This window comes from Micromonospora jinlongensis, from assembly GCF_013410645.1.
Classification (GTDB): Bacteria; Actinomycetota; Actinomycetes; order Mycobacteriales; family Micromonosporaceae; genus Micromonospora; species Micromonospora zamorensis.
This window is the reverse complement of sequence record NZ_JACCHK010000001.1, coordinates 4037422-4052032: the sequence shown is the minus strand read 5'-3', so window position 1 is coordinate 4052032 and position 14611 is coordinate 4037422. Positions and strand designations below refer to the sequence as shown.

Sequence of the window (14611 nt, the reverse complement as noted above, 5' to 3'; positions counted from 1 at the left end):
AACCGGCGGTCGAAGGCCCGGGAAGCCGGGAGTGTCCGGAATGATGGATTTCGCCGACAACGTTGCGTAATCGGGTGACTACAGAGCATGATGGGGGCGGCGACAGCGCCACATGTCGTCCGCGCCGCCTTGGGGAAGGCAGGCCGGGCGATCGGGGGGATTGCCGGCTGACGTGCATCGACGAGGTCGGTAGGTACTGCAAGGGGGGACGTGTACACATGGGCATGATCACTGACTGGCCGTCACTGGCGGCATGTCAGAACGGGGACCCGGACGCGTTGTTCGTACAAGGCGCCGAACAGAACGTGGCGAAGCGGATCTGCCGGAGCTGCCCAGTTCGGTACGAGTGCCTGGCCGACGCGCTGGACAACCGGATCGAGTTCGGTGTGTGGGGTGGCATGACCGAACGCGAACGGCGGGCGCTGTTGCGTCGTCACCCGCAGGTGACGAGCTGGCGCAAGATGTTCGAGGCAGCGATGAAGAAGAACAGCAAGGACAAGGCCGGCAAGGACAAGATCCTCGTCAGCGCGGCCACCTGACGCCGGTCACGGCCGGCTGATCGCCGCGCCGATCGTTCGCAGCCCGTCGACGTCGTGCACGTCGGCGGGCTGCGCCGTCACCGACACCGCCGGCACCGCCGGGAACGCCTCGGTGAACCGCGCGGCGACCTGCTGCTCGCGTACCGCCTGACGAGCCAGCGCCGCGTGCGCCCGCAGCACGTCGGCGGTGGCCTCGTGCCCACCCAGCTCGGTCAGCCGCTCGGCGGCGAGCCGGCTCTGCTCGGCGTCCAGCTTTGGCACCGCCGGTCGGTGCACCCGGTTGAGCACCAGGCCGGCGAGCGGCATCCGCTCGTCCCGCAGACGGCCCGCGAAGTAGGCGGCCTCCCGGACCGCGTCCGGCTCGGGCGCCGCGACCAGCAGGAAGGCCGTCTCCCCGGCCTGGAGGATGCGGTACGTCTGCTCGGCGCGCTGCCGGAAACCACCGAACATCGAGTCCAGTGCGGCCACGAAGCCGGACAGGTCGGTGAGCAGTTGTGCGCCGAGCACCTTCTGCACCACCTTCGAGAACATCCCGAACGAGGCCGTGACCAGGCTGAACATGCTCCGTCCGCCGGTGCGGGCCGGAGCCAGCAGCAGTCGCAGCATCCGGCCGTCGAGGAAACGGGAGAGCCGGGCCGGCGCGTCCAGGAAATCCAGTGCCGAGCGGGACGGAGGCGTGTCCACCACGATCAGGTCCCATTCGCCCCGGGCGTGCAGCTGGCCCAGCTTCTCCATCGCCATGTATTCCTGTGTGCCGGCGAAGGTCGAGCTCATCGCCTGGTAGAACGGGTTCGCGAAAATCTCCGCGGCCTTCGCCGGATCGGTGTGCTGGAGCACCACGTCGTCGAAGGTGCGCTTCATGTCCAGCATCATGGCGTGCAACTCCCCGCCGCTGCTCTCGACGTCGATGCCCTTGACCTGGCGAGGGGTGTTGTCCAGCTCGGTCAGGCCCAGCGACTGGGCCAGCCGGCGGGCCGGGTCGATGGTGAGCACCACGGTGCGTCGGCCGTGGTGCTCGGCGGCCCGCAGGGCCAGCGCCGCAGCCGTGGTCGTCTTTCCCACTCCGCCGGCACCGCAACACACGACGATCCGCACGCCGGGGTCGGCGAGGATCTGGTCGACGTCCAGCTGCGGCGCCGCGTCTTCGGAAGGCACCAATCGAGCGTATCGGGCCGCGTCGGTCCATGCGCCGGTGCTGAGCTCAGGTGTGAGTCAATCGGCGCTGACGAGGGCGCGGGCCAGTGTCGTGAGGCCCGCCCGGTCCACCCCGTCGGGCAGCAACGGCAGCTCGACCATCGGCAGCCCCAACTCCACCAGCTCAGCGCGGAGCGAATCTTCCAGTTCGCGACGGATGACCTGGTCCCGGGCCTCGTCGTGCAAACCGGCCACGATGTCCCGATCGGCCGGCAGGCCGGCGGCGACCAGCCCACGCCGCAGCTCAGCGGCGGTGACCGCCCGGCCGGCGGGCAGCGGGGGCCGGGCGCCGTTGACGATCACCTTCCCGATGCCGAAGCCGAGCGAGGTCACGTCGGCGATCGCGTCCACCGTCTCCTGTACCGGCATCTCCTCCAGCAACGTGACCACGTGCACAGCGGTCATCGGGGAGCGCAGCAGTGCGGCGACCCCCTCGCTCTGGGTCTTGATCGGGCCCACCTTGGCCAGCCGGGCGGTCTCGGCCGTGACGTTGAGGAAGCGACCGATCCGCCCGGTCGGCGGGGCGTCCAGCACCACCGCGTCGTACACCCGCCGCTGCCCGGAGGTGCGGGTGGTGGCCTCTTTCACCTTGCCGGTGAGCAGCACGTCCCGCAGCCCCGGCGCAATGGTGGTGGCGAAGTCGATGGCACCGAGCTTGCGCAGCGCCCGGCCCGCCGCGCCCAGCTTGTAGAACATGTCGAGGTACTCGAGCAGCGCCTCCTCGGCGTCCACCGCGAGAGCGCGTACCTCGCCGCCGTCCGGCGCGTCGGCGAGGTGCCGCTCCTCGTAGGGCAGCGGGTCGATGCCGAACAGCTGGGCGATGCCCTGCCGCCCCTCGACCTCGACCAGCAGGGTGCGCCGGCCGCCGGCGGCGAGCGCGAGGGCCAGGGCCGCGGCGACGCTGGTCTTGCCGGTGCCCCCCTTGCCGGTCACCACATGAAGGCGGGCGGACCATCCGGTACCGGCCGGCTCGATCGGCCGCTCAGCTGCACACACCCGTCGAGCCTATCCAGGCCCGGCGGTCACGCGACCTCGCAGACCCACCAACCCGTCTTCTGCACCACAGTGAAGCGCAGGTCCTGGTCGGCCACCTTCTCGTCGGAGGTGGTCATGGTGATCCGAGTGGAGACGGTGGCCCGGTCCCCGGTCTGGTTGTCCACCTTCGGGGTGGTCCACCGGAAACGAGGATTCTGGTGCGCTGAGGCGTATTTCTGCACCTCGGCGACCTTCGCGGCGATCTTCTCGTCGTCGCGGGAGGCGGCACAGACCCGATCGGCAGCCTTGGAGGCGTCGCGATCCTTGTAGACCGCGGTGAGGAACTCGTCGACGGCGATCGCCGGTTCCTTGGCGCCCTCGCCGGTCTCGGCATTGCGCAGGGTCAGGAACGCCACCACGCCGCCGCCCACGCAGAGCACCATGATCACGACGAGTGCGATCGCCGCGATCAGCAGGCCGCGCTTCTTCTTCGGCGCAGCCGTGCCCTGGTAGGGCGGGTATCCCGACGGCGGTGGCGGGATCTCCGGGCTGCCCGGCGGTGTCGGTGCCGCGGTCGACGTGGAGCCACCCGGTCCCTCCGGCTGCCCAGCACCGTCAGCGCCGCCCGACTGGCTGGGGAAGGCCGGTTGGGAGGGAGCGGCCGGCTCAGCGGGGGGCGCCGGCTGGGCCGGGGATGCGGGGAGGGCGAGCCGCCCGACCGGTGCGGCGGGGGCTGGCTGGGCGGGAATGGTCGGAGAGCCGGGCTGACCGGCGGGATCCGGGTGGGCCGGCGGGTGAGCGGGTGGGCCGGCCTGGTCGCCGCTGGGCGGTTGGGTCATGGTCTTTCCCCCGGGGGTGCGGCGCCCGCCGCCACCCCTGGCGCCGAGCGTGATCGAGCGGGCGTCCGGGCGCAGCGCGACCGTCCGACCGGAAGGGTAGCGGTCGGTGAGCGGATCGGCGTTGCCCCTGCCATGCCGCGGGGCTTGCCGGTTCGGGCGGCGATGCGCCTGGCAGCCCATCCCCCGACTGTCGATCTGTCGCATATGTGACTGTTAGTGACCGGTTGTGCGCGTCCTATTGGCGGGACTGCGGCCACCGACCTACCTTCGTCCCGGTGCGGGGGCCGGAACGGACGAACGGGTTCGGACCGGAAGCATGATCCGAGAGGTACGACCGGAGGCAGTGCATGCGCGACGCGGACAACATCCCTCGCACCCAGTTTCCGACCAACGACCGGCCGCGCCGGCCCGGGTCCGTGGTCGAGACCGGCGGGCCCGTCGGCACCCAGCCGGTCAACGAACGGTCGTACCGCCGGATGCCGGAGCAGACGGAGGCGGCTCGAGCGCCAACCCGCGCCGCCGAGCGGGCCCGCGACGACGACGAGGCGGGCTTCGTCATCCACCTGCCGATCCGGGTGCCGAGTCTGGCCGCGGCGACCGTGCTGGCCGGCCGGGTCGCGGTGTCCCTGGGCTTCCTGCCCGAGCTGGACGCCGGCGAGACCACCGTGTCCAACGCCGACGACCAGAACAACCGGCACCGGGTGTTCTGCGACCTGCTGCTGCCCGACCGGTCCCGCTGCCCCCAGGGATACGAGCACGAAGGGCTCTGCGGGGAGCTGCCGGCCGCGCCGGAGCAGCGTCCCGCACCTCGCCCCGCCAGCGGACCGTAGGCTGTCCCTCGAACAATTCCGCACCGAGAGGGAGCCCTTCAGCGATGCAGAAGTGGGAATACTCCACGGTCCCGCTGCTGGTCCACGCGACCAAGCAGATCCTCGACAACTGGGGCGAGGACGGGTGGGAGCTCGTCGCCGTGATCCCGGGGCCCAATCCGGACCAGCTGGTCGCCTACCTGAAGCGGCCCAAGGCGTGAGCAACGGTCCGCACGCAAAACTCGCCGAGCTGGGGCTGGAACTGCCCGAGGTCGTGCCACCGGTGGCCAGTTACGTGCCGGCCGTGCAGTCCGGGCAGCACGTGTACGTCTCCGGCCAGCTGCCGATCGCCGAGGGCAAGCTGCTCGCGACCGGCAAGGTCGGCGCCGGGATCTCCGCCGAGCAGGCGAAGGATCTGGCCCAGCGGTGCGCGCTCAACGCGTTGGCCGCTGTCGACTCGCTGGTCGGCCTGGAGAACGTCGTCAAGGTCGTCAAGGTGACGGGTTTCGTGGCCTCCGCGCCCGGCTTCACCGGTCAGCCGGCGGTGATCAACGGTGCCTCCGACCTCTTCGGGACCGTCTTCGGCGAGGCTGGCCGCCACGCCCGCAGCGCGGTGGGAGTGGCCGAACTGCCCCTCGACGCCCCGGTGGAGATCGAACTGATCGTCGAGGTCGCCTGACGCGTCGCCAGCACCCCGCGATCCGCGCTCAGGAGGGGCCCCTTCCTCGCCATCAGGCGTCGACGGGGCCCTTCCTCCGGGTTCGGTGGGCAAGATCGTGGGGTGTTGCGGGCGGGGTCGTACCATCGCAGCCATGAGCGGGCACGTGACGGCACCGGCTGCGGCGCTGGCCGACGAGCTGCCGACCTGGGTGACACTGCTGCGCGCACCGAATCCGGGGCCGATGACCCTCGACGGCACCAACACCTGGGTGCTGCGCGCCCCGTCGGCCGAGCACGCCGTCGTGGTCGACCCGGGGCCGGCGGACGAGGGACACCTGACCCGGATCGCCGAGCACGGCCCGATCGGGCTGGTTTTGATCACCCACGGCCACCCCGACCACACCGAGGGCTCCGCCCGGCTGAGCGAGCTGCTCGGCGGCGTGCAGGTCCTCGCCGTCGACCCGGCACACACCATCGGCGGCGAACCACTGACCGAGCCGGGCGAACGCCTCGGCGGTTTCGGCTTGGAGATCAGCCTGCTGGGCACGCCAGGGCACACCGCCGACTCGGTCTGCTTCCTGGTCGGGCACGGTGACGAGCGGGTGGTGTTCACCGGTGACACCATTCTCGGCCGGGGCACCACGGTGGTCGCCCATCCGGACGGGCACCTCGGTGACTACCTGACCAGCCTGGAGCTGCTGTCCGCGTACCGGGGGATCCCGGCGCTGCCCGGGCACGGCCCGGCGCTGGCCGACTGCGCCGCCGCCGCCGACTTCTACCTCGCGCACCGTCGCGCCCGGCTCGACCAGGTCCGGGCGGCGGTCGCGGCCGGCGCCCGCACGCCCGCCGACGTGGTGGCGGCGGTCTACGCCGACGTGGACCGCTCGCTCTGGTGGGCGGCCGAATGGTCGGTCCGTGCCCAGTTGGAGCATCTGGGTGTCGACACCGGGGAATCTGCGCCGGGGGTCAGTGGGTTGGAGCACATGTGACCTGCCCCGTGTGTGGAACCGTCGCCGTTCCCGGCGCGCGGTTCTGCCACAACTGCGGTGCCGCGCTGCCGGCCGCCGCAACGTTGCCGGCAGCCGAGCGCCGGGTGGTCACCGTGCTCTTCGGTGACCTCTCCGAGTTCACCTCCTGGTCGGAGGATCTCGACCCGGAACGGGTCGGCGCGGTCACCGACCGGGTGCTCGCCGCGCTCGCCGGCGCGGTGAAGACCTTCGGCGGGCACGTCGACAAGCTGACCGGCGACGGGATCATGGCGGTCTTCGGCGCCCCGGTGGCACACGAGGACGACGCCGAACGCGCCGTCCGGGCCGCCCTGTCCATGCAGCGGGCCGTCCGCCGGGTGCTCGACGACGAGCGGGGCGGCGGCGCGCCGCTCGGGCTGCGCGTCGGGTTGAACACCGGCGACGTCATCGCCGGCATCCAGGCCGCCATCGAATACACGGTCATCGGCGACACGGTGAACACCGCCGCCCGGCTGGCCGACGCCGCAGCGGTCGGCGCGGTCTACGCCGGCGGGCGCACCGCCGCCGCCACCCGACACGTGTCCTCCTGGCGGGCGCTGCGTCCACTGCGGCTCAAGGGCAAGCGGGAGCCGGTCGAGGCGTACGAGCTGCTGGGCCTGCTGGACGCACCGGGCACCCGCTCCGGGCTGGGCGACGAGGCCCCGTACGTCGGTCGGGAGACGGAGATCGGCCGGGTCGCCGGTCGGCTCGCCGAGGTGATCGACCAGGGTGACCCCCGGGTGCTGCTGATGACCGCCGAGGCGGGCATCGGCAAGTCCCGGTTCGCCGCGGAGGTCGAGCGCCTGGCCGCCGGATACGACGTGGGCGCCGGTCGGTACGCGGCGCACACGGGCGCGCGGGTGCTGTCGGTGCGGTGTGCCGCGTTCGGTGAGCGACGTCGGCTCGCGCCGCTGGCCGACCTGGTGCGTGCCGCCGTCGGCCTGCCCAGCGATGCCGCCACCGCACTGACCCGGCCGGCGGTGGACGAGAGGCTGCGGCGGCTCGGTCAGCGACTCGCCCGCTCCGGCGGCGAGACCGCCCCGATCGCCGTCGAGCAGTTGCTCGCCCTGCTCGGGTATGGCGAACTCCCGGCACACGGGGGCACCGACTCGGGCGAGTGGGGTGGGTCGGGCGTCCCGGCCGCGGACGCCGAGGCGGTGCCGAACGCGGTCGCCAATCTGCTCAGCGGGCTCGCCTCGGAAGCGCCACTGGTGATCGTGGTGGACGACCTGCACGACGCCACCGCCGAGACGATCAGTGCCCTCGGGTTGACCCTGTCCAAGCTCACCGGCCCGGTGCTGGTGCTGCTGCTCGGCCGGCCGGAACTGGTGCGTACGGCCGGCGCGCTGACCCGGGTCGCGGACGCCGAGGTGCACTCCCTGCCGCCACTGCGCGGTGCCGACGCGGCGCGGCTGCTCACCAGTTACCTCGGCGGCGGCAAGTTGCCGCAGGCCGACACGGACCGGCTGCTCGCCACCGCGCAGGGCAACCCCTTCTATCTGGCCGAGCTGGTCACCCTGCTCATCGAGCGCGGAGCGCTCACCACGGAGACAGCGCGCGGTATCCGCGCCTCGGAAGCAGCGCATGGTGTCCGCGCCTCGGAGTCGCCGCTCGGTGTCGGCGCCCCGGAGCCGGCGCGCGGTGCGCGTGCCTCGGTGGATCGTCCCGGCTCCGGCGAACGTGACCAGAGCCCGTCGACCGGTTGGCGGCTGGTGCCCGGGTCGCTGGGCAGCCGGCTGCTCTCCCGGGACCTCGCCGCCGTCCTCGCCGCCCGGATCGACGCGCTGCCGCCGGACGCCCGTTCGGTGCTGCGCGACGCCGCGGTCATCGGTGACACGGTGCCGACCGGGGCCCTGGAGGCGATGCGCGAGCAGCGCGCCGGCCGCGACGGCCGGCCGTCGGCCGTGGTCGCAGTGGAACTCGACCGGGCTGTCGAGGAGCTGCTGCAACGCCGGATGCTGCACCGCTCCCGCACCGGCTACTCGTTCGCGACCCCGCTGATGCGGGAGGCCGCGTATGCAGGGGTGAGCAAGGCGGAGCTGGCCGAGCGGCACGCCGCGCTGGCCCGCTGGGCGGCGCCCGCGAACGAGGCCGCCGCCGGTGCGCCGGGCGGGTTCACCGACGAGGCCCGGGACGACTTCGTGGCGATGCACGTCGAGCGGGCCGCCACGCTCGCCGACGCGGTGAAGCTGCGTCCGGACGCGCCGGCCCGGGCGGTGGTCCCGCTCGGCGTCGCCGCGCTCGGCCGGGCCGCACGTCGGTCGCTGTCCGCCGGTGAGCCGGTGCTGGCCGTCGAGTACGCCGAGCGCGCCACCGACCTGGCTCGCGACGGCATGCCGGCGGCCGATCGGGTGGTGCACGCACGGGCGCTGCTCCAGGTCGGCCGGGTCGCCGACGCGCTGGCGTACGCCGAGAAGATCGCCGCGAACGCGGGGGACGAGGTCACCCGGGTCAGCGCGCTGCTGCTCGCGGGGCAGGCCCAGGAGACCCTCGGTGACCAGGGTCGGGCGGTGACCGCCTGGCAGGAGGCGTTGCAGGTGGCCACGGCGGGCCAGTTGCCCATCCAGCGCGCCACGGCGATGCGCCGGCTCGGCATGGCCGACTTCGTGGCCGGCCGGCTGAGTCAGGCGAGCAGCCGGTTGGCTGCCGCGTACCAGGTCAGCCTCGGCGCACAGGACCGACGCGGGCAGGCCTGGTCGTTGCAGAACCTGGCCTGGGTGACCACCACCCGGGGTGACTTCGCCGGCACCGACGCGGTGCTCGGCCGGGCCGCCCGGCTCTTCGCCGAGCTGAAGGACCCGTACGGGCGGGCCTGGCTGCGCGGCACCACGGCGTTCGCCCGACTGCTCGCCGGCCGACTGCGCGAGGCGTGTCGGATGGCGCAGGTGTTCCTGCCCTTCGGGGAGCGGGTCGGTGAAGCGTGGGCGGTGGGCACGCTGCGTGCGGTGGCCGCCTTCGCCACCGCCGAGCTGGGTGACCTGGCCGAGGCGGACCGGGAGGCCCGGCGGGCGTACCGCGAGTTCGCCGCCGCCTCCGACGACTGGGGGCGCGGGTTCGCGCTGGTGGTGCGCGCGGTGGTGGCGCGTGGGCTGGGCGAGCCGGAGCACGCGGCGGACCTGCTCACCGACGCCCTGGCGTACGCGGAGCGCACCTCGCACCCGTTGCTCACCGGGATGGCCGGCACGCTGCGCGGTTTCGTCGCGTTGGACATGGGCGACTGCGAGACGGCCGAGCGGGTGGCCCGCGCCGTGCTGACCGCTGTGGAGCCGCACAACCCGCAGGCCCCGGCGCAGGTGGCGCCCCGGGTGCTGCTGGCGACGGCACGCCTCGCCGCCGGTGACTCGGCGACCGCGGTCGGGTTGCTCGCCCCGGTGGCCACGGCCGCCGCGAACGCGCCCTCGCTGCTCTTCTCCCGTCGCCAGACGATGGCCCAGTACGCGGCGGCGCTGCTCGCCCACGGTCAGCGGGAGCAGGCGTTGGACTGGGCCCGCCGGGCGGTCACCGCGCCGGCCGAGGACGTGCGCAGTCAGGTGATCGCCGCCAGCGTGCTGGCCGAGGCGCTGGCTGCCTGCGGCCAGCCGACGGAGGCTCTGGCCAGCGCAGACGAGGCGGTCCGCCTGGCGTACGCGACCGAGCAGCGCAGCGAACGCGCCGCCGCCGACGCCCTCCGCGCCCGCCTAACCCCCACCCCCACCCCCACCCCCACCTGACCCTCGGTGATCAAGAGGTTTGCGTCAGGAATCAGGCTCCCGGTGACCGAAACCTCTTGATCAACGGGGCAGGCGCGTGGGGGCACGGTTTTTGCCGGTTCTGGGGATGTGGCGGTCGGGGTGAGCGGCTAGCGTGTCACCACCGTGTGCCGGTCCGCCGTGTGACCGTCGCCGTGCCTGGGGGAGGCCCTTCATGAAGCTGCCGCGTTCCATCGCTGGCTGGACCATCGCGGTCTTCGGCGTGTTGGCGCTGGTGATGGGCACGGTCGGGCTGCTCTGGCCGGAGGTGCAGTTGCGCATGCTCGGGTTCGAGGTGCCGGAGACGCGTGCCGTCGGTGACCACACCGGCACGTTCCTGCTGGCGTCCTCGATGGCGGCGTTCAACATGGGCGTCTACTACCTGCTGGCCACGGTCACCGAGTGGCGGGTGTTCTACCGGTTCACCGTCGTCTTCCGGCTGGTCACGTTCACCGTGTTCACCATCGCGGTACTGGCCGACATCGCTCCTGGCCGGTTCTTCGGCGTAGCTGCCTGGGAAGGGCTGGGGGCGGTGGCCACCGCCGTCGGCCTGCGCCTGGACGCCCGCCGGGGCGTGTCGGCGGGCGACGTGGTGACGTCCGACGGTGCCGGGGCGACTGCGGGCGCTGAGGAGGGTACCGGTCCGGCCGGTGCCGCTCCGGCGGACGCGGTGCGCTGAGCCATCGGTCGGGTTGGGTATTTTCGAGCGGTGACCGACACCCCGACCGGCGGCTTGCGAGTTCCGATCGTGCCCGGTCTGACGGATTTGCGGGTATTTGCCCGGGGAGGCTACGCGACCGTCTACCAGGCCACCCAGATCTCGGTCGGTCGCGAGGTCGCCGTCAAGGTGGAGAACCGGACGTTGGACAGCGAGCGGGATCAGGCCCGTTTCCTGCGCGAGGCGCGGGCTGCCGGCCGGATGTCGTCACACCCGCACGTGGTGGACCTCTTCGACGTCGGGGTCACCGTCGACCAGCACCCCTACCTGATCATGGAACTCTGCGACGGCTCGTACGCCGAACGGATGCGTACGTCGCCGCTGGGCCCGGTGGAGGCCCGTGACCTCGGCATCAAGATCGCCGACGCGCTGGCCCACTCGCACGGGGCCGGAGTGCTGCACCGCGACGTCAAGCCCGCCAACATCCTCCACTCGCACTTCAACTCGGCAGTGCTCGCCGACTTCGGGCTGGCCGTGCTCGCCGAGCACCGGGACGCCTCGGTCACCCTGGAGGTGCTCACCCCGGCGTACGCGCCACCGGAGATGTTCAGCCACAGCCCACCGTCGCCGGCCGTCGACGTGTACGCGCTCTGCGCCACCCTCTACGCGGTGATGCACGGCCGGCCGCCCCGCTGGCAGTCCGAGCGCAACCCCAGCCTGGTCACCGTGCTGGAGTTGTTCAACCAGCCGCTTCCCGCCCTGCCCGGCGTACCGGACGAGCTGATCGACGTCCTGCGCCTCGGCATGGCCAACGACCCGGCCGAACGTCCCTCCGCCCTCGAACTGCACGACCTGCTCGCCAACCTGCCCCTCGGCTCACCGTCGGCACCGGTCAGCGGTGCCCCGGTCAGCGGCGGCGTGACCCTCTCCGGCCCGTACGCGGCCAGTCAGCCCGCGCCCCGCCCGCCCATTGAGGACACCCAGCAGGTGGTGACCGGTGGCCGGCGCTGGCGGCGCTGGTTCCTCGGCGGCGCGGGAGTGCTCGCGCTCGCCGCCTCAGCCACCGCCGGGGCCTGGGTCGCCGACCGGGCACCATCACCCACCCCGAGCCCGTCGGTCACCCAGGTCGCCGCCCCGGCCACCGGCCCGCTGCCCGGCTGCGTGACCGGTGCAGGCTCGCCGACCGCCCTGCCCGAGGGCGCCCGCTGCCTGCCCGAGCTGGAGTGCTTCGGCCCGGTACGGATCCGCGGGAGCCGCGCCGAGGCGGCGCGGCTGCCCTGCGCCGGCCGGCACACCTGGGAGACGTACGCCGAGGGGATCCTGCCGGTGGCGCTGGTCGGTGCCGACTACGACGAGGTGGTCGCCGCTGCGCCGGTGCGGCAGGTGTGCAGCGCCACGACGTTCCGGTTGACCACCGGGATCGCCGAGCCGACCGGCTGGCACCTGGAGGTGCTACCGCCGGTCGACGGCAGCATCGACCGGACGTACCGGTGCCTGGCCGGGCGGGGCGTGGACGCGCTTGCCGCGCCCACCCTCACCGGCCGCCGCTGAGCCCGTTCGACCCGCGCCGCCGGTCACGTACCGCATGCAAGGCGGCCCGGCTGTCCAGGGCGTCGAGGGTGTCCGCGTCGATCCCGTACGGCATCAGCTCGGGCGGCCCGACGGTCGCCGACCGGTCCGCCGGCTCCGGGTCTTCGACCTGACGGGCGGCGGAGACGGCGACCCCGGCCACCATGGTCAGCAGGACGCAGAGTAGCGCGAGGACCACGCCGACAAGATCTTGCCGGCGCCAGATGACCAGCATGACGAGCGGCGCGAGGGCTCCCAGCGCCGCGAGCACCGCCACCGTCCGCGCATCGGGTCTGGGCAATCGACTCACCTGTCCAGCATGTCGTCACGGGGCCGGCTGTCAACCGCAGAACCGACCGCCGCGCCGATCGACGTCGATCTGCCGGGCCCGCCGACATGGCCGATGACGTCCACACTCATTGGACAAGAGCCGCTACTCTCGGTGTCCCGCAGGCTCTTCCGGCAGCGAGGTCGCCCATGAACGTAGGCAGTTCGCAGTCCCGGCTCCGCTCGGTCGCGTCCACGCTGGCGGTGGCCCTCACTCTCACCCTTGCCGCCGCCGCTGGGTGCGACAGCCGGCAGGAACCGGACCTGTCCTCGGTGCAGGAGAAGATGCGCGAGACGCACATCTACGGTCAGTCGAAGTTGCGCATCGGCGTCGCCACGAACGAGCCGCTGATGGGTGAGCTGCGCAACGGCCAGCACGTCGGGTTCGACGTCGAGATCGCCAAGTACATCGCGGCCTCCCTCGGCTACGAGGGGGACCAGCGGCTGGAGTTCGTTCCGGTGGCCACCGAGGAGCGGATCCCCGCGTTGCAGGGCGGCACGGTCGACCTCGTGGTGTCCAGCTTCTCCATCACCGAGGAGCGTAAGAAGGTGGTGAGCTTCGCCGGGCCGTACTTCGTCACCACCCAGGAGGTGATGGTGCCGACCCGGCTGAGAGGCAAGATCAGCACCATTGAGGACCTCCGTAACCCGGACTACAAGATCTGCACCAGTGGCGGCTCCACCTCCGAGGCCGAGCTGGGAGGTCACCAGGTCAAGGCCCTGGTCGTGAAGACCGTCGGTGACTGCGTCGCCGGCATTCGGGCGGGCCGCTACGACGCGGTCAGCTCCGACGAGACGATCCTCGCCGGCTTCCTGGCCCGCCACCCGAAGGAGTTCGAGATCGTCGACATGCCGTTCGGCACCAGCGAACTGCTGGGCGTCGGCGTGCCGATCGGTGACCCGGCACTGCGCGACCTGGTCGCGTTCTTCCTGCAGAAGAGCTACCAGCAGGGGCGCGACGAGCAGGCGAGCCCGTGGCAGACCTCGTACAACCGGACGCTGGGTCCGTGGCTCAAGGCCGAGAAGCGCCAGCCGCAGCCGCTGGAGGTGCCGAAGCTGGTCGACTTCGACGACAAGGCGCCCGCGAAGTGAGCGCGGCGACCACCGCCACCGGCGGCGACGGCACGGTCCCGCCGCCCCGCAGCTCCGTGCCGGGCGTCGCAGCCGCGCCGACAATCGACGGTACGGAGTCGGCGTCGCCCGCCGCCGGGGTGGACGGTGTCGACTGGCCAGCCGGTGTGCCCGTCGCCGAACCCGCCAAGCCGATCGTCGCCGACGTCGAGCCCGGGCGGGTCCGCTGGGACCCGGCGGAGCGACGCGCTCGCGCCAGCCAGTCGTTCTGGACCGCCGTGGTGGGCGTGCCGGCGATCTTCTCGGTGCTCCGCCTCGGTGTGGAGGCGGGCGGCGAACTCCAGACCACACTGCTGCTGGTGGCCAACGTCGGGCCGGTCAACCTGCTCGCCGGGTTCCTGACCACGGCGGCCCGGCTGCTCTCCACCGGCCTGGTCGCCGTCTTCGCACTCGGCGCGGTGCTGGCCGTCAGCGCGGATCGACTCCCGCCAGGCACCCGTCGCCGTCCGCTCTTCGCCCGCTGGGCCGACATCACCCCGGCCTGGGTGGTGCTGGCCAGCTTCCTGCTCGCCCTGATCACCTGGCCGCTGCTCTACCTTCCGCTGCTGTTGCCCGCGTTCGTGGCCGCGTTCCAGCTGCGCCCCGCGCGCCTGCACGAACGGGTGCTGCCGAGGCTGCTGGTCATCGTCGCGCTGCTCGCCGGGTACGGCTGGCTGATGCTGCCGACGATGCGCGACGCGATGCGGCAGGGCGACGAGTGGCTGGTGCTGGCGCTCATCGTGGTGCCCCCGCTGCTGGCCCTGTTCATCGCGGGGCCGCTGCCGGGTGTGGTGATCCGGCCGCTGGCGTCGGTGACCGAGGTGGCGGTGCTGGCCACGCTGGTCTGGGCCGCGGTTCCGGTGATCAGCACACCGGTGTTGCCGCTGACCGTCACCACCGTGGGCGAGGAGAACGGGCCGACCGAGGACGTACGCGGGCACGTGGTCACCACGGACGACGTCAACATGGTGATCCTTCAGGAGCAGGGCGGGGTCCGGTACGTCCCGGTCGATCTGGTCCGCGCCCAGGTGCTCTGCCCGAGCGAGGAGGAGCTGCCCCGCCATCAACTGCGCATTCACGACTTCCACGTCGAGGATTCACTGTTGGAGGGCATGGGTCGGCGGGTCCGCCCGGTCCACCGCATCGATGCCACCTGCCGCACCCCGGGCTGACCGTCACGCTGATCGACTCGGCTT

At 72.6% G+C, this 14611-nt stretch carries 12 protein-coding genes and 3 pseudogenes; 11 read left to right on the top strand and 4 right to left on the bottom strand.

The features are described from left to right. The first annotated feature begins 218 nt into the window (after nt 1-218). On the top strand, nt 219-539 hold the full coding sequence (locus HNR22_RS17955; RefSeq protein WP_007466209.1) for a WhiB family transcriptional regulator: 321 nt from the start codon (nt 219-221) through the stop codon (nt 537-539). 6 nt (nt 540-545) lie between these two features. Here the strand turns inward: HNR22_RS17955 and bagB are convergent, their stop codons facing one another. The 3 genes and pseudogenes from bagB to HNR22_RS31875 form a co-directional block, all read right to left on the bottom strand. Next, nucleotides 546-1697, bottom strand: a complete 1152-nt coding sequence (gene bagB / locus HNR22_RS17950) for an ArsA family ATPase (RefSeq protein WP_179781332.1) — start codon at nt 1695-1697, stop codon at nt 546-548. 54 nt (nt 1698-1751) lie between these two features. Beyond that, the gene (gene bagA, locus HNR22_RS17945; RefSeq protein ID WP_179781331.1) at nt 1752-2729 is read right to left on the bottom strand and encodes an ATPase BagA; all 978 of its coding nucleotides are present in this window, start codon (nt 2727-2729) and stop codon (nt 1752-1754) included. A gap of 26 nt (nt 2730-2755) precedes the next feature. Beyond that, nucleotides 2756-3343 (bottom strand): annotated as a pseudogene (locus tag HNR22_RS31875) (Rv0361 family membrane protein); the annotation flags it as partial. A 551-nt stretch (nt 3344-3894) separates the two neighbouring features. Here HNR22_RS31875 and HNR22_RS17935 point away from each other — a divergent pair. From HNR22_RS17935 to HNR22_RS17905, 8 genes and pseudogenes are all read left to right on the top strand, one after another. Beyond that, on the top strand, nt 3895-4377 hold the full coding sequence (locus tag HNR22_RS17935) for a hypothetical protein (protein WP_179781330.1): 483 nt from the start codon (nt 3895-3897) through the stop codon (nt 4375-4377). A 44-nt stretch (nt 4378-4421) separates the two neighbouring features. Continuing rightward, nucleotides 4422-4577, top strand: coding sequence for a Sp36 family protein (gene sp36, locus HNR22_RS17930; RefSeq protein WP_088950574.1), 156 nt, complete (start codon nt 4422-4424; stop codon nt 4575-4577). Continuing rightward, on the top strand, nt 4574-5035 hold the full coding sequence (locus HNR22_RS17925) for a RidA family protein (protein WP_179781329.1): 462 nt from the start codon (nt 4574-4576) through the stop codon (nt 5033-5035). The genes sp36 and HNR22_RS17925 overlap by 4 nt, the downstream gene beginning before the upstream one ends. Nucleotides 5036-5168: 133 nt before the next feature. Then, complete coding sequence (locus HNR22_RS17920; protein ID WP_179781328.1) at nt 5169-6005, top strand: MBL fold metallo-hydrolase; 837 nt, start codon at nt 5169-5171, stop codon at nt 6003-6005. Next, nucleotides 6002-7570, top strand: a pseudogene (locus tag HNR22_RS32040) (adenylate/guanylate cyclase domain-containing protein); the annotation flags it as partial. The gene HNR22_RS17920 and the pseudogene HNR22_RS32040, both read left to right, overlap by 4 nt. Nucleotides 7571-7711: 141 nt before the next feature. Further along, nucleotides 7712-9733 (top strand): annotated as a pseudogene (locus HNR22_RS32035) (ATP-binding protein); the annotation flags it as partial. Between the two features lie 193 nt (nt 9734-9926). After that, nucleotides 9927-10430: a hypothetical protein gene (locus HNR22_RS17910; RefSeq protein WP_179781326.1), complete on the top strand. Its 504-nt coding sequence runs from the start codon at nt 9927-9929 to the stop codon at nt 10428-10430. A gap of 30 nt (nt 10431-10460) precedes the next feature. Next, nucleotides 10461-11960: a protein kinase domain-containing protein gene (locus HNR22_RS17905; protein WP_179781325.1), complete on the top strand. Its 1500-nt coding sequence runs from the start codon at nt 10461-10463 to the stop codon at nt 11958-11960. Here the strand turns inward: HNR22_RS17905 and HNR22_RS17900 are convergent. Beyond that, nucleotides 11944-12279, bottom strand: a complete 336-nt coding sequence (locus tag HNR22_RS17900) for a hypothetical protein (protein ID WP_179781324.1) — start codon at nt 12277-12279, stop codon at nt 11944-11946. The two genes, HNR22_RS17905 and HNR22_RS17900, sit on opposite strands and share 17 nt — an antisense overlap. Before the next feature lie 176 nt (nt 12280-12455). On the opposite strand from HNR22_RS17900, the gene HNR22_RS17895 reads away from it, so the two are divergent. Together HNR22_RS17895 and HNR22_RS17890 are read left to right on the top strand one after the other, a co-directional pair. Beyond that, nucleotides 12456-13397, top strand: a complete 942-nt coding sequence (locus HNR22_RS17895) for a transporter substrate-binding domain-containing protein (protein ID WP_179781323.1) — start codon at nt 12456-12458, stop codon at nt 13395-13397. Next, nucleotides 13394-14587 carry a hypothetical protein gene (locus HNR22_RS17890; protein ID WP_179781322.1) on the top strand — a complete coding sequence of 398 codons (1194 nt, stop codon included), beginning with the start codon at nt 13394-13396 and terminating at the stop codon, nt 14585-14587. The genes HNR22_RS17895 and HNR22_RS17890 overlap by 4 nt, the downstream gene beginning before the upstream one ends. Nucleotides 14588-14611: the final 24 nt, after the last annotated feature.